At 60.5% G+C, this 24,245-nt stretch carries 20 protein-coding genes; 8 read left to right on the forward strand and 12 right to left on the reverse strand.

The window, feature by feature from the left end; translation table 11 throughout:
• Window positions 1-28: 28 nt before the first annotated feature.
• Both uvrC and NKI66_RS25790 read right to left on the reverse strand, forming a co-directional pair.
• Entirely contained in the window at window positions 29-2,092 is a 2,064-nt protein-coding gene (gene uvrC, locus NKI66_RS25785) for an excinuclease ABC subunit UvrC (RefSeq protein ID WP_023812628.1), read from the reverse strand.
• On the reverse strand, window positions 2,089-2,853 hold the full coding sequence (locus NKI66_RS25790) for an SDR family oxidoreductase (protein WP_352753426.1): 765 nt from the start codon (window positions 2,851-2,853) through the stop codon (window positions 2,089-2,091). Before NKI66_RS25790 ends, uvrC begins: the two co-directional genes overlap by 4 nt.
• 413 nt (window positions 2,854-3,266) lie before the next feature.
• On the opposite strand from NKI66_RS25790, the gene NKI66_RS25795 reads away from it, so the two are divergent.
• Window positions 3,267-3,923, forward strand: a complete 657-nt coding sequence (locus tag NKI66_RS25795; RefSeq protein WP_023812630.1) for an outer membrane protein — start codon at window positions 3,267-3,269, stop codon at window positions 3,921-3,923.
• A 106-nt stretch (window positions 3,924-4,029) separates the two neighbouring features.
• Here the strand turns inward: NKI66_RS25795 and NKI66_RS25800 are convergent, their stop codons facing one another.
• On the reverse strand, window positions 4,030-4,626 hold the full coding sequence (locus NKI66_RS25800) for a glutathione S-transferase family protein (protein ID WP_027037945.1): 597 nt from the start codon (window positions 4,624-4,626) through the stop codon (window positions 4,030-4,032).
• Window positions 4,627-5,044: 418 nt separating this feature from the next.
• On the opposite strand from NKI66_RS25800, the gene NKI66_RS25805 reads away from it, so the two are divergent.
• Together NKI66_RS25805 and NKI66_RS25810 are read left to right on the forward strand one after the other, a co-directional pair.
• Window positions 5,045-5,611, forward strand: coding sequence for a hypothetical protein (locus NKI66_RS25805; protein ID WP_352753429.1), 567 nt, complete (start codon window positions 5,045-5,047; stop codon window positions 5,609-5,611).
• Between the two features lie 464 nt (window positions 5,612-6,075).
• A complete protein-coding gene (locus NKI66_RS25810; protein ID WP_352550507.1) occupies window positions 6,076-6,387 on the forward strand; it encodes a transcriptional regulator in 312 nt (103 codons plus the stop codon).
• Between the two features lie 38 nt (window positions 6,388-6,425).
• On the opposite strand, the gene NKI66_RS25815 is transcribed toward NKI66_RS25810, so the two are convergent.
• From NKI66_RS25815 to NKI66_RS25835, 5 genes are all read right to left on the reverse strand, one after another.
• On the reverse strand, window positions 6,426-7,262 hold the full coding sequence (locus tag NKI66_RS25815; RefSeq protein ID WP_352753431.1) for an EamA family transporter: 837 nt from the start codon (window positions 7,260-7,262) through the stop codon (window positions 6,426-6,428).
• Complete coding sequence (locus NKI66_RS25820; protein WP_352753433.1) at window positions 7,259-7,840, reverse strand: TetR/AcrR family transcriptional regulator; 582 nt, start codon at window positions 7,838-7,840, stop codon at window positions 7,259-7,261. The genes NKI66_RS25815 and NKI66_RS25820 overlap by 4 nt, the downstream gene beginning before the upstream one ends.
• Before the next feature lie 133 nt (window positions 7,841-7,973).
• Entirely contained in the window at window positions 7,974-8,426 is a 453-nt protein-coding gene (locus tag NKI66_RS25825; protein WP_023813788.1) for a hypothetical protein, read from the reverse strand.
• 193 nt (window positions 8,427-8,619) lie between these two features.
• Window positions 8,620-9,474 (reverse strand): 23S rRNA (adenine(2030)-N(6))-methyltransferase RlmJ, encoded by an 855-nt coding sequence (locus tag NKI66_RS25830; protein WP_128305672.1) that lies wholly within the window; start codon window positions 9,472-9,474, stop codon window positions 8,620-8,622.
• 62 nt (window positions 9,475-9,536) lie between these two features.
• On the reverse strand, window positions 9,537-10,142 hold the full coding sequence (locus NKI66_RS25835) for a hypothetical protein (protein WP_127289220.1): 606 nt from the start codon (window positions 10,140-10,142) through the stop codon (window positions 9,537-9,539).
• 1,053 nt (window positions 10,143-11,195) lie between these two features.
• Between NKI66_RS25835 and NKI66_RS25840 the strand changes: the two genes are divergently transcribed.
• Together NKI66_RS25840 and galE are read left to right on the forward strand one after the other, a co-directional pair.
• Window positions 11,196-12,233 (forward strand): UDP-glucuronic acid decarboxylase family protein, encoded by a 1,038-nt coding sequence (locus NKI66_RS25840; protein ID WP_352442188.1) that lies wholly within the window; start codon window positions 11,196-11,198, stop codon window positions 12,231-12,233.
• Entirely contained in the window at window positions 12,230-13,309 is a 1,080-nt protein-coding gene (gene galE, locus NKI66_RS25845) for a UDP-glucose 4-epimerase GalE (protein WP_352442187.1), read from the forward strand. Before NKI66_RS25840 ends, galE begins: the two co-directional genes overlap by 4 nt.
• Window positions 13,310-13,999: 690 nt before the next feature.
• Here galE and NKI66_RS25850 read toward each other — a convergent pair.
• The gene (locus tag NKI66_RS25850; RefSeq protein ID WP_352442186.1) at window positions 14,000-14,476 is read right to left on the reverse strand and encodes a DUF995 domain-containing protein; all 477 of its coding nucleotides are present in this window, start codon (window positions 14,474-14,476) and stop codon (window positions 14,000-14,002) included.
• A gap of 547 nt (window positions 14,477-15,023) precedes the next feature.
• Between NKI66_RS25850 and NKI66_RS25855 the strand changes: the two genes are divergently transcribed.
• Complete coding sequence (locus NKI66_RS25855; RefSeq protein ID WP_031213747.1) at window positions 15,024-15,950, forward strand: lysylphosphatidylglycerol synthase domain-containing protein; 927 nt, start codon at window positions 15,024-15,026, stop codon at window positions 15,948-15,950.
• Between the two features lie 44 nt (window positions 15,951-15,994).
• Window positions 15,995-16,996 (forward strand): glycosyltransferase family 2 protein, encoded by a 1,002-nt coding sequence (locus NKI66_RS25860; RefSeq protein ID WP_352631921.1) that lies wholly within the window; start codon window positions 15,995-15,997, stop codon window positions 16,994-16,996.
• A 161-nt stretch (window positions 16,997-17,157) separates the two neighbouring features.
• Here NKI66_RS25860 and NKI66_RS25865 read toward each other — a convergent pair whose 3' ends face one another.
• The 3 genes from NKI66_RS25865 to NKI66_RS25875 all read right to left on the reverse strand — a co-directional run bounded on the left by NKI66_RS25865 (window position 17,158) and on the right by NKI66_RS25875 (window position 22,570).
• Window positions 17,158-17,568 carry a hypothetical protein gene (locus tag NKI66_RS25865; protein WP_352753436.1) on the reverse strand — a complete coding sequence of 137 codons (411 nt, stop codon included), beginning with the start codon at window positions 17,566-17,568 and terminating at the stop codon, window positions 17,158-17,160.
• Window positions 17,569-18,014: 446 nt separating this feature from the next.
• Entirely contained in the window at window positions 18,015-20,456 is a 2,442-nt protein-coding gene (locus tag NKI66_RS25870; RefSeq protein WP_352722762.1) for a sulfatase-like hydrolase/transferase, read from the reverse strand.
• Between the two features lie 227 nt (window positions 20,457-20,683).
• Complete coding sequence (locus tag NKI66_RS25875; protein WP_352722763.1) at window positions 20,684-22,570, reverse strand: glycosyltransferase family 2 protein; 1,887 nt, start codon at window positions 22,568-22,570, stop codon at window positions 20,684-20,686.
• Between the two features lie 625 nt (window positions 22,571-23,195).
• Between NKI66_RS25875 and NKI66_RS25880 the strand changes: the two genes are divergently transcribed.
• On the forward strand, window positions 23,196-24,119 hold the full coding sequence (locus tag NKI66_RS25880; RefSeq protein WP_128305696.1) for a glycoside hydrolase family 26 protein: 924 nt from the start codon (window positions 23,196-23,198) through the stop codon (window positions 24,117-24,119).
• Window positions 24,120-24,245: the final 126 nt, after the last annotated feature.

Here is a 24,245-nt window from a genome sequence, read left to right on the forward strand (position 1 = left end):
TGACCAGACGAAAATAGCATCCTTGCTGTCAGCTCTCATGGAAATGATTGTAGACCAGTTTCGCCACCTGCTCGGAAATACCGTCGACTTTCCTCAAATCCTCGATGGCGGCGCGGCTGACCGCCTTGGCGGTGCCGAAGGCCAACAACAAGGCGCGTTTGCGGCCTGGACCGATACCGCTGATCTCGTCGAGCGGGCTCTTGACCATCTCCTTCTTGCGGCGCGCCCGATGCGAACCGATCGCGAAACGATGGACCTCATCGCGCAGCCGCTGGACGAAATAGAGCACGGGATCGCGAACCGGCAGCGAAAACGAGTCCCTGCCTTTGACGAAGAACCGTTCGCGGCCGGCGTCGCGGTCCTGGCCCTTGGCGATGCCGATGGCAACCACGCGGTCCTCGATGCCGAGATCCGAAAGGATCTTGCGCACCGCGGTCATCTGGCCCTGGCCACCGTCAATCAGGATGACATCGGGCCAGGCCGGGAAGCTGCCGGAGATATCGTCCTCCATATCGTCTGCCGAACCATCAACTGCATCGCCAGCCGGGACATCGCCATGCTCCTTGAGCAACCGCGAAAACCGTCGCTCCATCACCTCGCGCATCATGCCGAAATCGTCACCAGGCGTGATCTCGGTCGAGCGGATGTTGAATTTCCGGTACTGGTTCTTCACAAAACCTTCCGGCCCGGCGACGACCATGGCGCCAACGGCATTGGTGCCCATGATGTGCGAATTGTCGTAGACCTCGATGCGCACCGGCGGCTTCGGCAGGCCGAATGTCTCGGCGAAACCCGCAAGCAGGCGTCCCTGGGTGGAGGTTTCAGCCAGCCGGCGTCCGAGCGCCTCGCGGGCATTCTGCAGGGCGTTGTCGGTCAGGTCCTTCTTCTCGCCACGCTGCGGCACGGAGATCGCGACCTTGCGGCCGGCGCGGGTGGAGAGCGCCTCGGCCAATAGTTCCTGATCCTCGACGCCATGCGACAGAAGAATGTTCCGCGGCGTCGGCTTGTCGTCATAGAACTGCGCCAGGAACGAACCCAACACCTCGGCTGCTTCCAACGCCGGATCGGCCTTGGGGAAATAGGCGCGGTTGCCCCAGTTCTGGCCGGTGCGGAAGAAGAACACCTGGATGCAGACCTGGCCGCCTTCCTGATGGATGGCGAAGACATCGGCTTCGTCGACGGTAGCCGGATTGATGCCCTGGTGGCTCTGCACATGCGACAGGGCCGCAAGTCGATCGCGATAGATCGCGGCGCGCTCGAAATCGAGAGCTTCCGACGCCTGCTGCATGGCGGCCGAGATTTCCGTCTTCACCTTTTGGCTGCGGCCGGACAAGAAGTCCTTCGCCTCATTGACCAGTTCGGCATAGTCCTGGTGCGAAACCTCTCCGGTGCAGGGGCCGGCGCAGCGCTTGATCTGATAAAGCAGGCATGGCCGCGTGCGGTTCTCGTAGAACGAGTTGGTGCAACTCCTGAGCAGGAAGGCGCGCTGCAGGGAGTTGATGGTGCGGCCAACGGCACCGGCCGAGGCGAAGGGCCCAAAATAATCGCCTTTGCGCGAGCGCGCGCCGCGATGCTTGTAGATGCCGGGCGAGACATGGTCGCCGGTCAAGAGGATATAGGGAAACGACTTGTCGTCGCGCATCAGGACGTTGAAGCGCGGCCGCAAGCGCTTGATAAGGTTGGCTTCGAGCAGCAGCGCTTCGATCTCGGTGCGGGTGACGACGAACTCCATCGTCGACGTTTCGCGCACCATGCGGCCGATGCGGGTGGTGTGGAAGCGGCCTTGCGCGTAGTTGGTGACGCGCTTCTTCAGGCTGCGCGCCTTGCCGACATAGAGCACATCGCCGGCAGCGTTCATCATGCGGTAGACGCCGGGCGCGTTGGGCAGCCGCTTGACCAGCGTCTGGATCACCTCGGCGCCGATCATGCCTTCCGCGTCGCCGGCATGCGGCGTCCAGTCGATGGCGGTGAAGGCGACATCGGGACCGACGGTTTCAACGATCTCCTCGACTGCCTCGTCCTCGACGTCGATATCGGGGGGCAGATCGTCGGCGCCGCCGCGCGGCTTGCTTTTGTGGTCTACGGGACTCATTCCGTCATGCCTGTCACATCGGGCGTCTGCCACGCAAGATGCTGGCCGCCATCAAGCGCGATCATCTGGCCGGTGACCGAGCGCGCTTCCCAGAGATAGCGGATTGTGGCGCCGAATTCCGGCAATTCCGGGCCGCGCTTGAGGACCAAGCCATCCACCTGTGCGGCAAAATCGCTGTCGTCCTGACGCGCGTTCTTCAGTGTCGGCCCCGGGCCGATGGCATTGACGCGGATGCTGGGGCCGAGCGCTTGCGCCATCATCTGCGTGGCCGTCCACAGCGTCGATTTGGACAGCGCGTAGGAGAAGTAGCGCGGCGTTGGTCGCCAGACGCGCTGGTCGATCATGTTGACGATCAGGCCCTCCTGCCCTGCCGGCAACGCCCGGGCGAAATTCTGCGCCAGGAGCGCGGGCGCTTTCACATGGACGGCAAAGTGCCGGTCCCAGGCCCGCCAGTCGAAATCCAGAACCGAATCGTCCTCGAACAGAGACGCATTGTTGACCAGCAGCGGGATCGGTCCGAGCGCTGCTTGCGCCTGGCCGACGAGATCGCCAACGGCGTCCATATCGGTCAGGTCGGCGGCGACCACGGCGGCGCGGCCACCTCCGGCGATGATTTCGGCAGCCAACACATCGGCCTCGGTGCGCGAGCGGTTGCAATGAATGGCGACGGCAAAACCGTGGGCGGCGAGATCCTCGACGATCGCCCTGCCGATCCGCCTGGCCCCGCCCGTCACCAGCGCCGTGACAGTGGCTTTGCTCATATGGTGTCAATCCTCAATTTCGGGCCGAAAAAGCAGTGCCGGCGAAATATGGCCCGGCATGCGTTAAATGGTGTTCGCACCTTGGGCAGCATTGTGGCGAAACGGCCGTTTGGACATCCCGGCCCGCCCTGGACTCGGGCGCGCCCGACCGCAATATAGGGTGCTGGAGTCCTTGCACCAAGCGGTGTGCAGCGCAGCACGGGATGGTTCCTGCCATTTCGCTGTTGCGAAGATGCAACGTCAAGGTTCTGCCTCATTCGTGCCGGGGAATGACCCAAGTTCAGGTTCGCTTCAGCCGCATTTTGACACGACATTTGGAACCGACGAACGCCAGATCCGTTTCACCCCCCGGACGGGTAGATGGCGATCGTGAGAAACAAGCCTGTGTCCTGTGGCTTAAGGAGTAAAGAACAATGCAAGCCAATCTCAAATTCGCACGGCCGCTGGCCGTTGCGCTCGGCCTCTTCGCCCTCAGCGGAACTGCCTATGCTGCTGACGTGGTTTCGGAAGAGCCGCCGGCACCTGCGCCGATCGCTGAACTTCCGGTCGCTTCGTGGGCCGGTCCCTACGCCGGTCTCAACGTCGGCTACGGCTTCAGCGGCCGGACCAAGGAAAAGGATTTCGACGTTGAAACCGATACCAAGGGTTTCGTCGGCAGTGTCTTCGGCGGCTATCAGTGGCAGCAGGAGAACTTCGTCTACGGCGCTGAAGCCGAACTCGGCTACAACGGCGTCAAGGGCGACGACAACGGCATCGACTCCAAGGCCGGCTTTGAAGGTTCGCTGCGTGCCCGTCTCGGCTACGCGGTCAGCCCAGAAATCCTGCTCTATGGCACCGGCGGTCTCGCCGGCAGAAGCCTGAAGGTGGAAGACACCGTCCTTGGGGCCAGTGATCGCGCAACGATGCTCGGCTGGACCGCCGGTGTTGGCACCGACATCAAGTTGACCGACAATGTCTTCGGCCGCGTCGAGTACCGCTACACCGACTTCGGCAGCAAGAGCTTCGACGGCATCGGCAAGGTCAAGGCCACCGACAACCGCGTCACCTTCGGCGTTGGTATGAAGTTCTAAGTCGTTCAAGCCACGACACGAAAAAGCCGGGCCTCGCGCCCGGCTTTTTTTGTGTCTGAGTGATTTTCCCGGGTGATCGGGAAATCAATTCCGGGGTAATCGGCTATCAACCGGGAATGCAGGGCTTCAGCTCTGGAAACTTCTCGTCGAAGCGCGCAGCCCACCGTGTCAGCCGGGCGCGGCCCTTTTCCCATTTTCCGGCAAAGCGCAGCGAGAGATAGCCAAGGCAGGCGCGCAGCGCCATCTGGCCGGCGGTGATCTTCTTCGGCAGCTTCGGCGGGTTGGCGTTGAGCAGGTCGAGTGCCGCCGTGATCTTCGCCCACTGGCGATCGAGCCAAGGCTGATAGACCATCTCCTCGGGCCGCGTGCGCCGTTCATAGACCATCGACAGCGCGCAGTCGCAAATGCCGTCGGCCAATGCCTCCAGCACTTCCGCCTCGAGCCGCTTGTCGGGATTGCGTGGAAAAAGCGCGTTCTTCGACAAACGGTTGAGATGCTGGGTGATGGCGCGACTGTCATGGATGGAGCGACCGTCGTCGAGCACCAGAACCGGGATCTTGCCGAGCGGGTTGGCGATCATCAAGTCGGCCGGCTTCTCCTCGGTCTTGATCGGCACCAGATCGACAGCGATGCCGGCATAGGCTGCTGCCATTCGTACCTTGGAACTGTAGGGAGAAGACGACGCATAGAGCAGTCTGGGCATGATCGGTTTCCTGTTTTGCAGGCCGGCACTGTTGACCGATCAGGCGCGATCGAGCAATGGCCAGAAGCGGAAAACCCAGCCGCCAGCGAGCGGCGCATCGGCCAGGGCCGTTTAGCGAGCGCTCCGTGAAGACGGCGCTTCATCACCATGGTCGCCGAGTTGCCGGAATCGCAGGGATCGCTCAGCCGGCAGGCAAGACCGAAGAGCCTCGCGCCGATATTTCATCACCCGCATGAATGACACAAAAAAAGCCCCACCGGACTTCGCCCTATGGCGAAGTCCTGGGAGCTGCGAAAAGATATCCTCCGTCCGCCTCTGTTCTCGCCTTCCGACTGCCTAACAGCGAGCGGGGCGCCTGTCAGGCACCCGCCCTTGACTGTTTCGGCACCGCCCCGGCGAGGGAAGACGCGACTACTTCTTGCCGGCCTTCGCGGGCGCTGCCTTCGGCTTGGCCGCAGGTGCCGCTTTCTTCACCGGTGCTGAAGATTTCGCTGCCGCAGCCTTCTTTGCCGGAGCAGCCTTCGCAGCCGGCTTCTTGGCAGGTGCAGCCTTGGCAGCCGGTTTTTTGGCAGGTGCTGCCTTCTTCGCTGCGGGTTTCGCGGCGGCTTTCGCTGCAGGCTTCTTGGCCGGTGCCGCCTTCGCAGCCGGCTTTGCCGCTGCCTTGGCGGGCGCTGCCTTCTTCACTGCTGGTTTCGCAGCAGCTTTCGCTGCCGGCTTCTTGGCCGGTGCTGCTTTTGCCTTGGCCGCCGCGGCCTTCGGCTTGGCAGCGGGTGCTGCTTTCTTCACTGCAGCTGCGACCTTTGCCGTCGCTGCTTTTGCGGGTGCTTTCTTTGCCGGTGCCTTGGACGCCGGCGCTTTGGATGACTGCTTAGCCATGCGATGCCCCTTCCTTTGTGCCGACGGCCGTAATGACCCGGCGCGCTCATGCATATCTGACTCGCGGCTTGCTAGCCAGCGAAGCAATAGACTGATTTTAGCAGCTTAAATTTCGGTTACGATCGGCACATGGTCGTGCTGATCGTCGCAGAAATTCACTGCTGATCTTCGACCAATGGCTAGAATGTGTCGCCGACATTCTCCGCACTCCGCGGGACCGCTCCTCTCGTGAAGCTCCCAAGATCAGTGAACAGCTTTGCGTGTCGATCGTCGGCCGCCGATATCATGACCGCCGCCTCATCGGTGCGATCATCTCGTGCAGGCGGACGATCTATACTGCAACGCGACAGCCGGTCGATGCATCGTCTTGTCAAGCACGATCGCAGACCGGCTTGCTCGTGAATTGACAGATAACTCTACGTAACAGAGTATTCTGCGCAGCATGGGGAGTACTTCGATGTCGATCGCACAGAGGCAAACGGCGCTGCCGCCGTTCCAGATTACCAAGACGGTCCGCCACGGCGGCAGCATGGTTGTCCGTGGCCTCCGGCTTGGCTGCGCCGGAGCCAATCGATGAGTGCCGACGAAATCATCCACCAGAGCACTCGGCTCAGGATCATGGCCGCGCTGAGCATGCTGGAAAGGCGTCAAACACTGGACTTCACCGGGCTGAAGGCCATCGTGGACGTCACCGACGGCAATCTCGGCGCGCACCTCGATACGCTGGCCAGGGCGGGTTATGTCGACATCGAAAAGCTGTTCGTCGGCCGCCGGCCGCAGACGCGCGTCAAGGCGACGACGAGCGGACGGCGCGCGTTCCGCGGCCACGCCGCATTCCTGCGCAAAATCCTCGATCAGGCCGAGGCGGCGCCGCGCAGGAAATAGCATGGTGACCGGGCAATCCTGCGCGATGCCTAGTTCCGTCACGGCTGATAACCCAGGCAGATGGCGCCGAGCGCGACGATGGCGCAGGCGCCGGCCCGCCGCGGCGTCAGCACCTCGCCGAGGAACAGGCGTCCGATGAAGGCCGCGAAGACGACGCTGGTTTCGCGGATCGCGGTGATCGGACCTGCTGGTCCAAGCGCGAAGGCCGCGACCACGACACCGTAGGCTAGAAGTGCAAACAGGCCGCCGCCCAGCGCTTTCCAGGTTTCGGACGCGCGCAGGTCGACAATGAGCCGGCCACGGCAGGCGACGAAGGCCGCCGGCAGCAACGCGCCGTAGATCAGCAGGACCCATGCGGTGTAGGCGCCGGCATTTCCCGCCGCCCGAACGCCGAGCGCATCGACCGTCGCATAGGCGGCGATGATTGCTCCCGTTGCCAATGCATAGAATATCGATGTCGTGGCGGCCCTGCCCCGTCCGAGTGAAAGGCCCATGATGCCGCCCGCGACCAGCGCGACACCAATGGTCTGCGGCAGAGTGAGCTGCTGGTTGGCCAGGAAGAACCCGCCGAGCGTGACAAGCAGCGGCACGCTGCCGCGAACGATCGGATAGACCTGTCCCAGTTCGCCATATCTGTAGGCGGCCACCAGAAACAAACTGTAGCCAACCTGCAGGCAGGCCGAGAGCACGATGTAGGACCAGGCCGGCGCGGCCGGAAGGGCGTGGAAGAAGGCGAAGGGGATGGCGAGCGCCGTGCTTGAAAAGCTCATGACGGTGACGGTCCACAGCCTGTCGGCCCCCGTGCGCAGGAACGCGTTCCAGCTTGCGTGCAGGATCGCCGCAAACAATGCGAGCCCGATGACCAGCGGGCTCATTGCGGCCTGCGCGAAGCAGCGACGATGCCCATGGCCGCCTTGCGGGCGTCGCGAATGGCGGCGTCGGCCTGCCCCATCTGCGCCAGCAAGGTCGCACCTTCGATCAGCATAAGCAGCGTCGCCGCCACGCTCTCGGCGCGGCCGCGCGGCATCACCTCTTCGAGGATAGACCGCATGCGCCGCTTGAGGCCGTTCTTCTGCCTGACAACGGCCTTGAAAACCGGATGCCCGGGATCGCCGAACTCGGCCAGCGCATGTGCGAACAGACAGCCATGGAAATCCGGGCTGCGGAACCAGCGTGCATGCCAGTCGAAGATTCTTCCGATTTTCTGTTCCGGCGGAATGCCCTCTTGGGCGAGCCGGTCGAGCTGGCGGTCGAAACGCATAGCGCGATAGCCAAGCACCTCGACGATCAGTTCATCCTTGCTGGGAAAGTGGCGATACATCGTCATCTTGGCCACATCCGCTTCGGCGATAATCCGGTCGATACCCGTGGCATGGAAGCCGGCGCGCTTGAACAGCACGTAGGCCGTTTCAACGACGTGCTGGCGCTTGCCGGAAGCGGACGATGGCGTCATGGAGGCTACCTAGTAGTGAGACAGGTCTGTCTCACACGTATGCGACGGATCGCACCTGCTGTCAACGCGGCACGAAAAACGCCTGCAGCCATCAAGCCACAGGCGCGAAAGAGATTGGAAGGGGAGACCGGGTTTAGCGCAGAATGCGGCAGCGGCCGTTGTAGACCATCCAGCGATCGAAGCCCGAGACGCAAAATTCGACATTGTCGCCGATCGAGGCAAAGCCCTGGCCTTCCTCGATCAGGTACCAGATGGTGCGATCGCGGCCGTCGGACAGACTGACGGTGGCGCCGCAATAACGGCGACCGATCGGCCAGGTATCGTTGGCCGCCAGATAGCGATGCTGGTGGATGCGCCGGAAATCGGTGATCTGCACGTCAGGCAGATGCGGCACGTGATGCACCTGATAGGAAAAGCGGCTGGTGATCTTGTTCAGTACCCAGGGCTGACCGCAGACCCCGCTGTCTTCATCGGAATAGACCGTAAGATCGGCGGCCTGCACGGTCTGGGTGATACCGAGAGGCGCGGCAAGCGGGGTGCAGAGCGAAATCAGGGCGGCAAGGGCGGATTTGGCGAAGCGAGTCATGGCAGCCTCTCAAGGTCGATTGCGCGCACTGTGCGGATTCGCTCGGCGGCGGTCAAGCGGTTGCGTTGACAATGGTTTCCCAGTTTGAAACCGCTTTTTGACCAAAGCCGAGTTTGCACGCACCGGAATGGCTCTGGCACGTTCATATCCAGACCCAAGAGAGCACGGTCCCTGGGTCATCGATGAGCCCGCCTCAAGCCTGCTCGCCGGCCAGCCATTCCAACGACCAGTGCGCCGGCCGCCCCACAGCAAGCAGCCTGTGCAGGGCCGGCAGCAGCGTCCGCAGCTCGCCCTCCAGCGTGAACGGCGGGTTGACCACCAGCAGACCGCTGCCGTCGAGGCTGGGTTCCGAAGAGGCCGGCCTGATCTCGAATTCGATGTCGAGCAGCTTCGGAATGCCGGATTGCTTCAGCGCCTTGCGGAAGGCGATGATCGCCTTGCGGTCCTTGATCGGATACCAGAGCGCGTAGATGCCGCCGGGCCACCGCTTGTGCGCCCTTATAAGCCCGTCGACAAGGCGTTCGAACTCACCCGCTTCCTCGAATGGCGGATCGATGAGGACAAGGCCGCGCTTTTCCTTCGGCGGCAGATGGGCGCCGAGCGCCAGCCAGCCATCGAGCTCGATGATCCGGGCCTGGAAATCGCCGGCAAAGAACGTCCTCAGCCTCGCGGCATCCTTGGGGTGCAGCTCGATCGCCGTCAGCCGATCCTGCTTGCGCATGAGATGGCGCGCAATCAACGGCGAGCCCGGGTACTTCTGGATACCACCCTCGGGGTTGAGCGACCGTATTGTCTCCAGATAAGGCGCGAGCAGCACCGCCACCGGCGCGGCAAACGAGGCATCGATCAGCCTGCCGATGCCGCCTTGCCATTCACCCGTCTTCTGCGCCTCGACGGACGACAGGTCGTAGCGGCCAATGCCGGCATGGGTGTCGACGACCCGAAACGCCTTGTCCTTCTGCTTCAGATACTCGAGCAAGCGTGTCAGCACGACATGCTTGACGACGTCAGCGAAATTTCCGGCATGATAGGCGTGGCGGTAGTTCATGGTTTTGTGCCGTTATGCATGTCGTTGTCCCAAAACCGCTGCACACTTTTGGGCGACATGCATCAGCCCCTGCCCCAGCGCGGCGGTGGCGGCTGCGAGTTGGGATTTTCCGGCCGGCCGCCACGAGTGCGCAAGGTCAGCAAAAATCCGATCAGGCCGATCGCCATCAGCGCGAAGCCGACCGGCCGTGCACGGCTGTCGATCTCGCCGGCGCCGGAGCGCAGGATGAGATCGACCGCCCGCATCGGTATGTCGTCGGCATCACCAGGTCCAACGGTGAAGGTATAGGGGCCTGGGCTGACGGTCGCGATCACGCCGGCCTCGTCGCGAAAGATCTTGTCGGGCAGTTGCGGGCTGGCCTGGCGAGGATTGTCGGAATGGTTGAACTGCAGCGTCGAGGCGAGCACCGTGCGGCCATTGCTTGCAGCGGTCAGCGTCAGCACGGTGCGCTGCTGCGAGACGATGCGCTCGGCTCTTGCGGTCAGGTCGACCAGCACCCGCACCGGCGCATCGCGGCCGGAGAGCGGCACCGTCAGCGGCTTGAAGCGGCCCTGCTCATAGACCCGCCAGGTGCCGATCTCATGGCCGGAGAAGTTGCTCATCGCCCAGGGATAGACGACACCGATGCCGGCGCCGGCGAGCAGGATCAGGACAAACAGAAAGCGCATTCACATCACCACATTCCATCGTGACCTTGCCAATAGCGCCCCGACGATCAAAAGGCGATGGCCAGCCGAGTCGCCAACCCCAGGCGATCGAGTTAGACGTGCGCAAGCAACAACCCGGTGGCGGCGTGGCCGCGCGCCAGTGCGGAGTTCTACCTATGCGCTTAAAATTCGTTGCCGAAATGGCCTCTCCTCCACTATGAAATGAACACGCGCATGCGCTTTTCGGCGAAATGGGCCATTGGCGCGCCTTGCGAACCAGAGGCCTTGATGCGCAAAGATCATGAACAGCGGCACCAAAAGAGGATGAAGTCAAAATTCGTCCCTGTGAATGAATTTGCTTACAAAGCTTTAGCCCTTGCCCTTCTTCCCACTATAGCCAGCTGCGGCGTGCCTACGATAGGTCAAGCCCTATGGTATGAATATTCGCGCCCTGGAATTTATATTTGCACTCCGAGCGGTTTCGGGCAGAAATCTCGTTGCTATCTGAAATTTTCCCGTCGCTTGGGTCGTTAAATCCACTTTCGGCTGGATCCATCCCGACCTCGCCCTGAATTGCGCAACCCCTCCTTCATGGCGATCTTGGCTGCCAAGCGCTGATTCGACATAACGAACAGCGTGTGGCGCCGACGGCCAGCGACCGACCCAATACGCTGATTCAAAATGAGGAACTGCTCTGGACATCTCCCGGTTCAGCTTCGAGGCCGATGCCGGCCCGTGATTAACCATTCGCAAACAGATATGGTTAAGAAATATCTAATTTAGTTGACTATGATTTCCACAGGTATATTTTCGATGCGTTGGGATGTGCAATTTGGGCGAGCAATCGACGATGGTGACACCGAGCGTGTGATCGCGATTTCGGGGCGCAGAGAATGCTGAGCGGCAGCACGGAGGTTGTGTAGTCGCACCAGCTTCGCGAAAGCCAAAGAACAATTGACGCACATCAGTGATGGCGTTCCGCAGATGCGGAGGTTTGCCACGTTCTGAGTAACGTGGCCGGGCGATGCTTTGTCCCGGCCCGGCGGTAGCGTGTGCGGTGCGTATGAGGAAAGCATGAGTAAGCTTGTCAAGGTTCTGAAACTGGAATCCGGCAGCCAAAGGGGCGCCAACCAAAGCCGACCACGCGCCCTTGTCGCCGGAGGAGCGGGATTTTTAGGATCGCATCTGTGCGAACGTCTTTTGCGGGACGGATACGACGTTGTCGCGCTGGACAATTTCCACACCGGCAAAAGATACAATCTCAATACCCTTCTGCATAATCCGCGCTTCAGTTGCATCGAGCACGACATCGTCGATGCATTGCCTTCGGATCTTCAATGCGACGAGATCTACAATCTCGCCTGCCCCGCCTCTCCGCCGCACTACCAGGCAGACCCGATCCACACCTTCAAGACAAGCGTGCTTGGATCGCTGAACCTTCTGGAACTCGCGCGACAGAACAAGGCCAAGATATTCCAGGCCTCTACATCCGAAGTCTATGGCGATCCCTTCGTGCACCCACAGCCCGAGAGCTACTTCGGCAACGTCAACACGCACGGACCGCGTTCCTGCTACGATGAAGGCAAGCGCTCGGCCGAAACCCTGTTCTTCGATTATTCGAGGACCTATGGCCTCGATATCCGTGTCGCCCGCATTTTCAACACCTATGGTCGCCGCATGCAGCCCGACGATGGGCGTGTGGTTTCGAACTTCATCGTCCAGGCGCTGCGCGGCGAGGACCTGACCGTCTATGGCAGCGGCCAACAGACGCGCTCTTTCTGCTATGCCGACGATCTGATCGAGGGCTTTATCCGACTGATGAACGCGCCGAGCGCGCCCGCCCACCCGGTCAATCTCGGCAACCCTGCCGAATTCACCATCATGGAACTGGCGACGCTGGTCGTCGATTACACCAACGCCCGATCGAAGATCGTGCATCGGCCGCTGCCCGTCGACGATCCCAGGCAGCGCAAGCCGGACATCTCCTTTGCCAAGGCCAATCTCGGCTGGGAGCCGAAAATCAGCTTGAGCCAGGGGCTCGCGCGTACCGTCGAGTATTTTGATGCCCTGCTTTACGGAAGCCACATCGCCAGAGGAGCTGCCGCTTCATGAGCCGGCCGGCAGTCCTGGTGACGGGTGGAGCCGGTTTCATCGGCAGTCACACCTGCAAGCAGCTGGCCGCCGCCGGCTACATGCCGGTGGTTTTCGACAATCTGAGCCGCGGCAATGAGAGATCCGTCGGCTGGGGTCCGCTTGTCGTCGGCGATATCCGGGATCAGGATGCACTGCGGCGGGCTATGGAAACGTACCGGCCGACGGCCGTGATCCATTTTGCGGCGCTGGCCTATGTCGGAGAGTCCGTTCGCGAGCCGGCCGAATATTATTCGACCAATGTGACAGGCACCATCGCGGTGCTCGATGCCGCACGCGCGAGTTCGATCGAAAACATCATCTTCTCCAGCAGTTGTGCGACCTACGGCGTGCCGGAAGCGTTGCCCGTTCGCGAGACCTCCTCGCAAAATCCGATCAGCCCCTACGGGCGCTCCAAGCTGATGGGTGAACAGATCATTGGCGACTATGCATCCGCGTATGGAATGAAATTTGCGATCCTGCGCTATTTCAACGCTTGTGGCGCCGATCCCGACGGCGAGCTCGGTGAGTGGCATTCGCCGGAAACCCATCTGGTTCCCAGAGTGCTCATGGCCGCATCGGGCATCATCGACGCGATCGAGGTTTTCGGCACCGACTACGACACGTCGGACGGCACCTGCGTAAGGGATTATATCCACGTCACCGATCTGGCCCGCGCTCACCTGAAAGCGCTCATCTATCTCGAGGGTGGCGGGCGAAGTCTTGCGGTCAATCTCGGCACCGGGCGGGGCATCTCCATCAAGGAGATCGTCAAGGCGGTCGGCCGAATGACGTCGAGGCCGGTTCCGGCAGTGCTCAGGAGCCGACGCCCTGGGGATCCGGCGGAGCTCTACGCCGATCCGGGAAGCGCACGCGAACATCTTGGCTTTGTGCCGGAGCTTTCAGACATCGACACCATTGTCAGGACGGCCGCTCCCTTTTTCGGACTGAAGACCAAGCCAATGAAACTGCCGCCAGCCAGGGTGGCAGCGTCGGTCGTCGCTCGACGAGTCAGAGATAGCGGGGGTGACAGCTCGCGCGCTGGCCAAATCCGCTAGGGCTGCAGATATAAGGCGAGCCGCCCGAGAACGTGCTGCCATCGCCCGGATTGAACGAGATTTTCACCGGCGCCGGCGTGCTGGCTTTGATCCGTTGCGGTGGTGCAAAGGCGTAGGCACTTTCAGTTGCTATTGTGCTTGTCATCTGGATCGGATGGTCGGCACGGAGCGAGCGCACGAGAAATGTGGCCTGCACGGGCTGGACCGCGGGCTGACTGCGGACCGGGTGGACTATGGGCCTGATAAGGACCGAACCGGTTTCAGTTGCGTCCATACCTTGACAACCTGCAACCATAGAGCTCAACGCTACGGCCGCGGCAATAGATACGACATTTTTGCTTGAGCAAAATACGCTCGCGGAATTTCTCATCCTCTGTCCCTTGCTATCAAGTATAAGCCAAGGGCGCGTTGCGACATACTATACTTGGGCCGCTTTCACGCCGCATGAGTGACCACTCGCACATCACACGCTATATTAGATATCACTAATTATTAAATTTCATCAAAACCGTATGGCAGGCCATCGTCTCGTCGTCTGGCTGATGCAATTGAATGCGACTAGATGCGATCGGCGCGCCGACCGCGCCTGCCGAGCCGCTTAAGGCTTAACCATAGGCGATTCGCGGGTTCCGCGACAGGCGCACGGCAAGAACAGCCAGGCCACTGGCTCAGCGTGGCTGGAAGCATGGCCTACTTCTTGGCATCGACCAGCTTGCGGGTCTCTTCGAACTGCGCGCCCTTGGTGTCGCCTGCTTCGAATTTCTTGTATTCGTCGGAAGGATCCTCGGGAGATCGCTTGAAACCGTACCATTCCCCGTCCGGATCCTTGCGTTGCTCGATGTTCCGGCCCTGAATGCGATGGCTGTAGCAGGTGCGGTGCGGCTCGCCGGTGTAGCTCTTCGATCGCCAGGCGAGCTCCATGCACATCTTGCCGTCCTTGGTCACCAGCCATCTGCCCTCCGCGACGGTTGCCGTGCCCTGCCCGGACGTCCAGGCCCTGAGGTGTCGATTGTCCCGCGCGAAATAAGCTGCTCCGTCCTTCCATATCCATGTGCGGCCGGCATACAGAAGCTGTAGTTCGTAAGCAGTCGGAACAGCGGCGGTACCGGCTTCCGCCGTGCTTTTGTCGTTGGCGGCGGCCGCGTGCGCCGCTCCCGAAACAGCCACCTGACCGCAAAGAGCTAGGAGCAGCACAAGTTGCTTGAGACTTGCACACCGCCGAGGCCCCTTGCGATGCCGACGGCCGACATCAAGCGGCAGCGATCTGATCAAAGCTGTCGGCATAGTTGGCACTCGCATGTCTATTCGGTCCAAGGCGGCTGCGTCAGCACTTTGACGGCCACGCGAACCATTTAACAGTCGTGAGAAAGGCGGTGTCAACCGCCGCAAAGCATGCGGGCAACAACTATTCGCGACACGCGCATTGTCCATCAAGACGGCAACATCGCGATTGCGCATCGGGCTTATGGATCCGGACAGCCGGCCGACCTAATCAGCAGCCATCGATGAAACCGAGGCCATAGTCGGGTCGGAAAGCAGGCCGATGCCGGAGGTTCAGCGGCCGCCTGAAGTTGCGCGGATGCGCGCTCGCAAGCCAGGCAATGCGATCGATCGGAAAGGCTTGGGCCGCTACCAATGCTGCGGATTTTGAGATACAGCACGCCGCGGCCGACGGAATCCGATAGCGCAAGCCTGCGCAGGAATTGTTGAATTGTTGAAACGAGCTGCCTCAATAATCGTGAGCCTGGCCCTGCTGGCGTGGGTCGTCAGCGACTCGCGCTGGAAGATGGTGGGCGATGCTTTCGCGAGCATCACGCCCGGCGCTTTCGCGGCGGTGGCGCTTGCGCTGTTCGTCACCTACGTGCTGCGCGCGCTGCGCGTCTGCGACGAGTTCCGCGACGAGGTGCATGGCCGTTTCGGTGCCTGCCTGCGGATCATCCTGATCCACAATGCAATGATCAACGTCGTGCCCTTTCGCGGCGGCGAGACGGCCTTTCCCCTGCTCCTGCGCCAGGTCTTCGGCATACCGATCATGCGCGCCAGCGCCTCGCTTCTGTGGTTCAGACTGCAGGATGCCTTCGTCGTCGGCGTGCTGGCCCTGGTGGTGTGGCCGGGCCTGCATCCGGCGACAAGGATCGCGGGCGTGGCGGCGGTGGTCGCTGCCGCCTGGTATCTGCCGCGCTGGGCGCGGGCGCCGCATGACTGGGCAGGCCGCGGCAAGATCGTGGCGAAACTCGGCAGGCTGCGCGATGTCTTCACCGAGGCGACCGGCCGATCGCGCTATGGCTGGTGGTGGACGATCGCCAATTGGTCGCTGAAGCTCACCGTACAGGGATGGTTGCTGGCAATGCTGCTGGGGACATCCTTTTCGACCGCCTTTCCAGGCGTCGTCGGGGCCGAAGGCGCCGCCATACTGCCGGTGCAAGGCGTTGCCGGCTTCGGCACCTACGAGGCGGGTGCAGCGGCGGCGCTGCTCACCTCCGGCATTGCCATGAAGAGCGGCCTTCAGGCAGCGCTGGCACTGCATCTGTTCATCTTCTGCTCGGCAATCGCCACGGGTGCGATCGCCTGGCTGTTTCCCTCGAAATCGACGCTGCCGGGGAACCCGGCCGTCGGCCCTGCAAGGAAACCATCCCTATGAGCGTATTGCCCATCCCTGCTTCGGGACTGCCTGACGGCACGGTGATGCCGGACCATACACTGTCCATCGTCGTACCCATGTACAACGAAGCCGAAAACGTCGAGCCACTGCTGGCACGGATTCACCAGGCTATGGAACGCTACGAGCAGCCATGGGAGGTCGTGCTGGTCGATGACGGCAGTACCGACGCGACGGTGAGCGAGATCAGGCGCCTGGCGGCGCATTACGGCCCGCATGTGCATGCGGTCGAGCTGGTGCGCAACTACAAGCAGACCGCCGCGATGCAGGCCGGCATCGACGCGGCGCGCGGCGACGTCATCGCCACGATCGACGGCGACCTGCAAAATGATCCCTTCGACATTCCGCGTATGGTCTACCGCCTGTTGAGCGAGGATCTCGACCTGGTGGTCGGCTGGCGCAAGGATCGCCAGGAAGGGTTTTTCATGCGCAGGCTGCCCTCGCGCATTGCCAACGCGCTGATCGCGCGCGTCACCGGGGTGCGCCTCAAGGACTATGGCTGCAGCCTGAAGGTCTATCGCGGCAACGTCATCCGCAGCGTCAAGCTCTATGGCGAGATGCACCGCTTCATCCCGGCATGGCTGGCCACGGTGACGACACCCAGACGCATCGCGCAGGAGGTGGTGACGCACCATGCCCGCATCCACGGCCAGTCCAAATACGGCATTTCGCGCACCTTCAGGGTCGTGCTCGATCTGGTGTTCATGTATTTCTTCATGCGCTATCGCACACGGCCCGGGCACTTCTTCGGCGGCATCGGCATCGTGCTTGGCGCGCTGGGTTCGCTGATCCTTGCCTACCTGCTTTGCCTGAAGCTGCTTTTCGCCGAGGACATCGGAACACGCCCGATGCTGTTCACCGGCTTCTTCCTGCTCATCGCCGGGGTGCAGATGGTGACGTCGGGCGTGCTGGCTGAAATGCTGGCACGGGTCTATCACGAAGCGAATGGAGCATCGGCCTATGTCGCGCGGCCACAGCCGGCGCCCAGTGACAATGACGGCTGGCTCCGCCCGGGCCGGCCATCATGAGCTGATCGGGACTTCCTGAAGGTTCCCGCCCAACAGACCGATGGCGCCCGGAGGGCAAGAGGCAAGGCGCAACGCGCCAAACCTCTCGCCCTCGACGGCGCCCCCCGGCGAAGACCAGACGGCGATCAAATCGGCCGCCACTTCAGGTCCGATGTTCCAGTCTAGTAACGCGAACGGCAGCTGGCGCGCTGGCCGAAACCGCTCGGGCCGCAAATCCAGGGCGAATGACCCAGGAACGGGCCGCCATTGCCCGGGCTGTAGGAGACCTTCACCGTCGCCGGCCTGCCGACCCGCTGCGGCCGCACGAAGGCCGCATAGGTCTCCTGCCTCGTACGCGTCACCATGGTCGTCTGTGTGAGCGGCTTGCGGTAGAGAACCTTCTTTCCGACGCGATCGAGCTTCCTGACGTGCTGGACCTTCTTGCCAAAACCTTGATCAACGATCCGTCCGTTGATTGAGCTGGTCTTGGTCGTGTCCATCGTCTGGCAGCCTGACAACATCGAGGCCAATGCGATTGCAGCAACAGCATAGGCATATTTTCTGCCGGTCAGATTTTCCATAAACTGTCTCATCATCTGCTCCCTGCCCTGTAATGCAACGTGATTGAAAGCGAAGAATATACTTCGAATCCGTCGTTTCTAATCGCTCGTGAGTGGTCGTTTTCCACTCACATCGTTCCGTCATATTAGAAGAGACTTATTAAAATTCGTGCAAACGTCATAATGAACGCAGCCTTTCACTCTTCGCTCGAATTTGAAGGAAATTCGATTGTCGGATCGGCTGGCAGACGGAGCCTTGCCAAACGGCACACCGGCATACGCGACGGACTCGCGCCCGCGGCAAACAGAAGCCGGCGCTCGGGCTGTCAGGGATGTTGCGATGTATAAAACGCTCAGCGCCGCAACCGGCGCCGGCAGGGCCGACTGCCCCAGGCTCTCTCCAGCCGACAAAAAGGGCTGGCGATCCTTATCGCCGGAAGTGGCTGGATGTGGCGGCCCGCTCCAGAGTGCCTATGCCGCTATATGCACCCCTCGACAAATGGACCGCTGACCCACAGCGAGCCGCTGTTGAACATGCTGGTCCCGCTGTCATCGATGAACCCTACAGTCTTGTTGTCGACATGCAGCTTGCTCTTCGGCACCACTCGGCCGTCTATCTTGATATTCTTGACGAACAGGTTGCGATCGCCAGCCTTGCCCTGCCCCGCCCACAAGTCGTTGGCATAGCGGAGTTCGATTTTCCGCGGATTGGGCACGGCGCTTAGATTGAAGCGAAATGGTACGGTATGAGCGGACGCTGCCTTCAACTCCGCGACGATCGATTCTGCTGTGATCGCCGTGCTTTCCGTCCCCAGGACGTCCGCCTGTCCAACCGGCTTTCCGTCGACAAGCACGTCGAGCCGAGGGGAACCCTCGAAGCTGGTACCGGCCGCGTCGATCTCGAGGCTGGCAATGCTGCAACGCGCCGCGTCTTTCGTCGCATCGGCGATCATATCGGCAACGCGGCGCTTCTGCGACTGTACCCATCCCGCGATCGGCTGCAGGATGGCGGTGCGATCGCCGGTGCCGGCCTTGATGAGGTTGACCTTTTCCGTAGGATCCGTCTTGAGGTCATACGCCTCGATGCTGCCGGTGGTCGCGTTGAAGGTGACCTTTCGATCATCTTCGCGGTAGCCGAATTGGAAACCGCTCCAGGGAATGAAGAAGAATGTCTTGTTCGGCCGCTGCTCGCTGAACAAGCTGTGACCCTGCCAGGATCTTGGAAGCGGAAGGCCGAGTATATCGAGGATGGTCGGGGCTATGTCGATAATCCCACCGACAGCATGTGCGACGTCATCATGGAAAAGCTGCTTGTTGATCATGATAAGCGGGATATGGATATTTTCTTCGTAGAGAGCACTGGCATGAACGTAGTTCCCATGCTCTCCAAACGCTTCACCGTGGTCGCCGAGTATGACCACAAGCGTCGAATCGAGTTTGCCGGACTGCTTGAGTGAATCGAGTATCTGTCCCAGCGCCTGGTCGCCGACCTTCAGCGCGTTGAGGTAGGCGTTGAACTTCTCGTCATCGGAATAGTGAACTTTCGAGCCGTCAGAGAGGTCGGGGATCTCTTTCATCGCCGTAAACAGCGGGCTGTCGATGAGATACGGGTAATGGGTCATCGCCGTAAACATCACCGCGAAGAAGGGATTTTCGGCATCCTCATTCACCCAGTTGATGACGGATTGAGCGGTACAGAGATCGCTGTTGTAGTCGAAATTCTTCCATTCCTTGGAACTGAGCTTGAATGTGGGAATATCGCATTTCTGCCCACGGTAGTCCTGAATGACATCAAGCCCCTTGTTGAGCAGAAACTCATCCACGCGCTGGAACCGTGAATCCGCACTCCAGAAAAATCCGGTGCGAAAGCCGCTTGCGGTCAGAGTGTTGGATATTGAACTCAGCGGCAGATCCGGATGGCTCGCGGTCATTCCATAGTAAGATATGTCATTGTACATCGAGCTGAACAACGAAAATATCGAATAGTTTGTAGAGGGAGTGTGCGCATATATATTGTCGAAGCGTATCGAGTCACTTGAGTAGCTCTTTATGTTTGGTGTAACAGTATACTTTCCACCAAACGTCTCGACGTATCGGGATGGCACCGATTCCATCATGAAAACCAGCACGTTCTTTATCGGATTTGGTGATTGCACCTTGAAGCTGGACGTCTCCGCCGGACGTTCCCCAACGCTGGCGACGTCAACGTCCACCCCGGTATTCACGGCGAAAACGACGGGGGTCGGACTGAACAGAGCCGATTCAACAAAGTACACGATAGGGTTGGCAACCTTTGCCTCTGGCAAGGCCGTCGCCCGAACATGGTACCCGGTGCCGACCAGTCCAGCACCGACGCACAGGAAAAGCGTCCCCAGCAATACCGCTCGAGCAGTTCCCGCCAGCCGCACGCACAGCCCTGCTGTCGCATAACCCAAGACCAGCGCCAGAACTATGGACAACGACGAGAATGCGAAATCCCTTGGGTTGAGCGCGTCACCTATGGCGTTCTTGGCGTCGGCATTCTGCAGGAAGTCGCCATAGATCAACCACTGGAAAGTAAACGGCTCGCTCAGCATTTTGACGAGATTGATGTTGGCAAACCCCCAACATAGCGAAATCAGGATGGCGAGATAGAAAGTGATGACCACGACGACGCCGAAGAGGCGGCTGGCCTTTGCCAGGAAAAGCAGGAGCAGGGCTGCTGCCGTCAGCGACGAAATGAAAATCAGATCGTGGTAGCTTGACGCTATCCCGCTGGGGATAGAGGCCAAGCGACCCTGGAGCGTCGATTGGGGATCGATGATGAAGCCGCGGTAGACACCCAGAAGCACCCAGGAGAAAAACCCGGTGCAAGCGATCAGCAGGCCTGCGCGGAGGAAGCGCTTGGAACCTTGTGAACCGGGCTGTGTCTTCAATTCCATCTGACCGTTCCGTGCATAACCGCGATGACAACCGAAAGAGCAAAGGGCCTGATGCTACGTTGCAATCTCAAAGCCGCTGCCATTTTCCAAGTGCCAGGTTCACTCGCCCGGCGAACCGACAGATCTCGAATTAGCCACCGCTTCCACCCCTGGGGTCGAGAAATCCCCGTGCCTTGGGTGTTTTGTCATGGCAATTCCTGAGTTGGCGGGCGCCAGGCTCTTCCAGACTATCTGACGATTGGCCGATCCCAGGCGGGGTCAAGATGGAATGTGCGGGTTCCGCTCCCACCACGCCCGGCTCCGGAAACCGGGTAGGCCACGCTGACGATGCGCACACCGCCTGCTCCCTGCTGGAGCCCATATATGCCTTCCAGGCCGCGGTCATAAAACGCAGCGCCCGGGACGAAGAGCGCAACGCCAGCGAGCGAGGCCTGCAAGGCGAGTTTCGCGACGTTGCGCCGCAACGAAATTCTGTTCTCCGCCAGGTGCCTGGTGATGATTACGACCACAAGCAACCCGTAGACGAACGCATTGAAGGCAGCGAACCAGTAGAAGCCGGTGGCATCCGACGCGCGGTCCACCAGAAGGACCGGCAGCGAAGCTCCGATTGCAAGTGCCACATACGGAACGATGACGCGGGCAGGCAGCAGATTTTTCGGGCCACTGCCCTTGGGGGTAACACGAAAATCCACGAACGACTTGGTCACATAATCACGGATCGACGACAGCGTGCCCGCCAGCACCCACGGCCAACGCGCGAAGAATGAGAACAACATTCCCTCCCAACTGATCGTCCTGGCAGTGAGCGGGCGCGACAGGTCGAATGCCTTCAGCAACATCACCAGCATAATCAGGGAAATAGAGTTCGGAGCATAGTATAAAAGGAAATCAACATATGTCACATTGGCGAAGCTCTTCCCCGTCAGAAGCGCGTACATAGGCATGACGTACATGACAAGCGAAAACACGGCGAAAAGCGGATACCAGAGCTGGCGAAACAGGAACTGGAATTTCAGCCGTGGCGATAGCTTGGAAAGGTATATGGGCGAGTATTCGAGCATGATCGTCATCAGGCTCCGCGACCACTGGAACTCCTGCGTGACAAGATCGGCAAAGGTCTGCGGGCCATCGCCATGGGCAATGGCGTCTATGGCATGCACACCGCGCCAACCAGCCGCAATGAACAGCATGGACGTCGAGTGATCTTCGGCCAGTTCCGGGCCAAGGCCGCCGACCTGCTTGAGCGCTGCGGTTCTCACGGCATAGTGCGAGCCGATGCAGAGCGGCGTTCCGTCGCCCGTATGGCCGGACTGCAAGGGTCCGTGGAACATCCCTTCCGGGAACAGTCGGCCGCGTGCCGACCAGCTTTCAGCGGCATTGTTGTCGCATATGCTCGGCGCCGATACATAGCCAACCGCCGGGTCGGCAAAGGCGACCAGGATTTCCCTGAGATAGGTTGGTGTCGGGACGTGGTCCGCATCCATCTGAGCGACGAAGTGGTAGCGCTCATAACCATAGTGGTCGTAGAAGAACGCCAGGTTTCCCTCTTTGCAGCGCGTCCGGCGGGGCCACACCTTGCGGTGATAATCTTCCCGCCCGCGCCGCGTCGAAATCATGACGTTATGGGCATCGCACCAGGCAATCGTTTCCTCTGACGGGTCCTCGTCGGCCAGCCAGGTATCATGCGGACAGTCCTGCGCCAGCATCGCTTCGAGCGTTCGCGCAACCACCGAAAACGGTTCGGACGGAGCCTTGGTCACCACCATCGCGACCCGCGAACGTTCCGGGATCGTGTGAAGACTGGACGGCTTTTTCATCGCATGCACGTTCAAGAGAAAATACATCGGCATGAACGTCAGCCATACGAGCGTCAATGTCGCCAGCATGTATGGAATGACATGTTCGATGTGCCCGGGCTGCAGCCACCAGAACCAGAAAAATCCGAACGTTACCGACCAGCAGGCAAGTCCCAGCCTCCAGATCCGCCGCTGGGTGGCCGACAGCACCGGCACCAGAAAAGGAGGCTTCTCCGCCGCCTTCCCCGGAGCCGCCCCACGCCCCCGTTTCGGCATGGTCTTGCCGCTGATGATCCCCACGTCCGCGGAAACACTCATACACGTACCGCCGCCACCCGAGCATCAGCCGAACGACGGCAGACGCGCCTTGAAAACCCGCCCTTAGAATCCACTTGGGTGTCTTAGAGTCAACTAAATTAAGTGTTGGTTAACTATACTTCTTGCGAATTGGTTAACTTAACATCTTGAATCGGGAGGGTAATTCCGTGGACGCCTCCCCCGACCAGCACTGCAATCACAGCCGGCAAAAGTTTCAGCGTCGGAGAATCCGTCGAAGGGGCCGAGGCTGTCCGCAGGAAGAAGCGCCCAAGGCAGCGTTAACCATGTTGCGAACATCATGGTTAAGCAACCATTAATTGCGCTTGACTCTTTGGTCCGCCCGGCTCTTAAATTAGACCGGGATGATATATCGGAATATTGACGCGAATTTGTGAGTATCGCGGCGAAACTCTCTCGACGGCTCCTTCTGTGTTGGCGCCTTGAGAAGTAATTTTGGGTGGGCTTCGTGCGAAGGTTCGCACAACCGCCAATGATCGCTCCGAAATCCCGCAGATTCCGCCAATGGAGCCGACAGGTTTTTTGGGTAGCCGTATCGATCAGGCATCGATGCGCACGGGCGAAGCCTTAACTTCCGCGAGAAGTCGAGGCCATGGGAGAATCTATGATGACACACTCCGCGGCAAAGGCACTTGCAATCGCGCTGGTATTGGGCGGAAGCGCCGCCTTCCCTACTGCAGGAGGGGCCGGCTCCGTAACCGCGACCGACCCCGTTCAGACGAGCAGCGCTGCGTCGGCGTTCGGTTCCTATGATCCCTACGGGGACTTCAGCACCGACAAGAGCGCCAGCATCGAAGAGCTGTTCCTGCCCTGGGAAGACGTCGATCTGTCGACGCTGCCGCTTGCCGACGCTTATGCGCTGCAGCGCGGCCGTTCGCTTCTGATCACGATTGAGCCGTGGACATGGTCCAAGGACTGGCGCATCACCCCGCCCGAATTGCGCGACGGCATTTTGAGCGGCAAATATGATGCCAACATGCAGGCAATCTGCGGCCTGGTGGGACAGATGAAGAGCCCGGTGACCATTCGCTGGGCTCAGGAAATGGAAGACAAGAACGGCCGCTTCACCTGGGCCAACTGGGCTCCCAAGGACTGGATCTCCGCTTACAAGCGCGAAGTCGACATCTGCCGCAAGGCTGCCCCCGCCGCCAAGTACATGTGGTCGCCCAAAGGCGAAGAGGGTTTGGAAAAATACTACCCCGGCGACGACTATGTCGACGTCATCGGCCTGTCGGTGTTCGGTCTGCAGAAAAAAGACGGTGACGAGACCGGTCGTGACCGCACCTTCGCTGAACTGCTGAAGCCCGGCTATGACCGCGTTGCGGTGTTCAACAAGCCGATCGTCGTTGCGGAACTCGGCTATGTCGGAAAGCAGGACTATGTCTCGAAATGGCAGGAAGATTCCCGCAAATCCTACGCGGAGTTCCCGGCTCTGACTTCGGTCGTCTACTTCAACCAGAAGGAAGTGTGGCCGTGGCTGGGCGGCTATGGTCTGCCCGACTGGAGGGTGACCCAGCATGTCTTGCCCTAGAGCATGATACTGAAAAAGTGAGAAAGCGGCTTTTCGGACAAACGGGGCACCATCTGTCCAGGCATCATGCTCCATCTCTTTGATTTAGTGGCGGATTCAGATTTCAGGATTCACCTGAAATCATCT

This window comes from Mesorhizobium sp. M0518, from assembly GCF_040321125.1.
Classification (GTDB): domain Bacteria; phylum Pseudomonadota; class Alphaproteobacteria; order Rhizobiales; family Rhizobiaceae; genus Mesorhizobium.

What these genes read in the sequence shown, in the direction of transcription:
- uvrC (WP_023812628.1), bottom strand. Translation starts at nt 2,092, where the DNA reads ATGAGTCCCGTAGACCACAAAAGCAAGCCGCGCGGCGGCGCCGACGAT.
- NKI66_RS25790 (WP_352753426.1), bottom strand. Translation starts at nt 2,853, where the DNA reads ATGAGCAAAGCCACTGTCACGGCGCTGGTGACGGGCGGGGCCAGGCGG.
- NKI66_RS25795 (WP_023812630.1), top strand. Translation starts at nt 3,267, where the DNA reads ATGCAAGCCAATCTCAAATTCGCACGGCCGCTGGCCGTTGCGCTCGGC.
- NKI66_RS25800 (WP_027037945.1), bottom strand. Translation starts at nt 4,626, where the DNA reads ATGCCCAGACTGCTCTATGCGTCGTCTTCTCCCTACAGTTCCAAGGTA.
- NKI66_RS25810 (WP_352550507.1), top strand. Translation starts at nt 6,076, where the DNA reads ATGAGTGCCGACGAAATCATCCACCAGAGCACTCGGCTCAGGATCATG.
- NKI66_RS25815 (WP_352753431.1), bottom strand. Translation starts at nt 7,262, where the DNA reads ATGAGCCCGCTGGTCATCGGGCTCGCATTGTTTGCGGCGATCCTGCAC.
- NKI66_RS25820 (WP_352753433.1), bottom strand. Translation starts at nt 7,840, where the DNA reads ATGACGCCATCGTCCGCTTCCGGCAAGCGCCAGCACGTCGTTGAAACG.
- NKI66_RS25825 (WP_023813788.1), bottom strand. Translation starts at nt 8,426, where the DNA reads ATGACTCGCTTCGCCAAATCCGCCCTTGCCGCCCTGATTTCGCTCTGC.
- NKI66_RS25830 (WP_128305672.1), bottom strand. Translation starts at nt 9,474, where the DNA reads ATGAACTACCGCCACGCCTATCATGCCGGAAATTTCGCTGACGTCGTC.
- NKI66_RS25835 (WP_127289220.1), bottom strand. Translation starts at nt 10,142, where the DNA reads ATGCGCTTTCTGTTTGTCCTGATCCTGCTCGCCGGCGCCGGCATCGGT.
- NKI66_RS25840 (WP_352442188.1), top strand. Translation starts at nt 11,196, where the DNA reads ATGAGTAAGCTTGTCAAGGTTCTGAAACTGGAATCCGGCAGCCAAAGG.
- galE (WP_352442187.1), top strand. Translation starts at nt 12,230, where the DNA reads ATGAGCCGGCCGGCAGTCCTGGTGACGGGTGGAGCCGGTTTCATCGGC.
- NKI66_RS25860 (WP_352631921.1), top strand. Translation starts at nt 15,995, where the DNA reads ATGCCGGACCATACACTGTCCATCGTCGTACCCATGTACAACGAAGCC.
- NKI66_RS25865 (WP_352753436.1), bottom strand. Translation starts at nt 17,568, where the DNA reads ATGAGACAGTTTATGGAAAATCTGACCGGCAGAAAATATGCCTATGCT.
- NKI66_RS25870 (WP_352722762.1), bottom strand. Translation starts at nt 20,456, where the DNA reads ATGGAATTGAAGACACAGCCCGGTTCACAAGGTTCCAAGCGCTTCCTC.
- NKI66_RS25875 (WP_352722763.1), bottom strand. Translation starts at nt 22,570, where the DNA reads ATGAGTGTTTCCGCGGACGTGGGGATCATCAGCGGCAAGACCATGCCG.
- NKI66_RS25880 (WP_128305696.1), top strand. Translation starts at nt 23,196, where the DNA reads ATGACACACTCCGCGGCAAAGGCACTTGCAATCGCGCTGGTATTGGGC.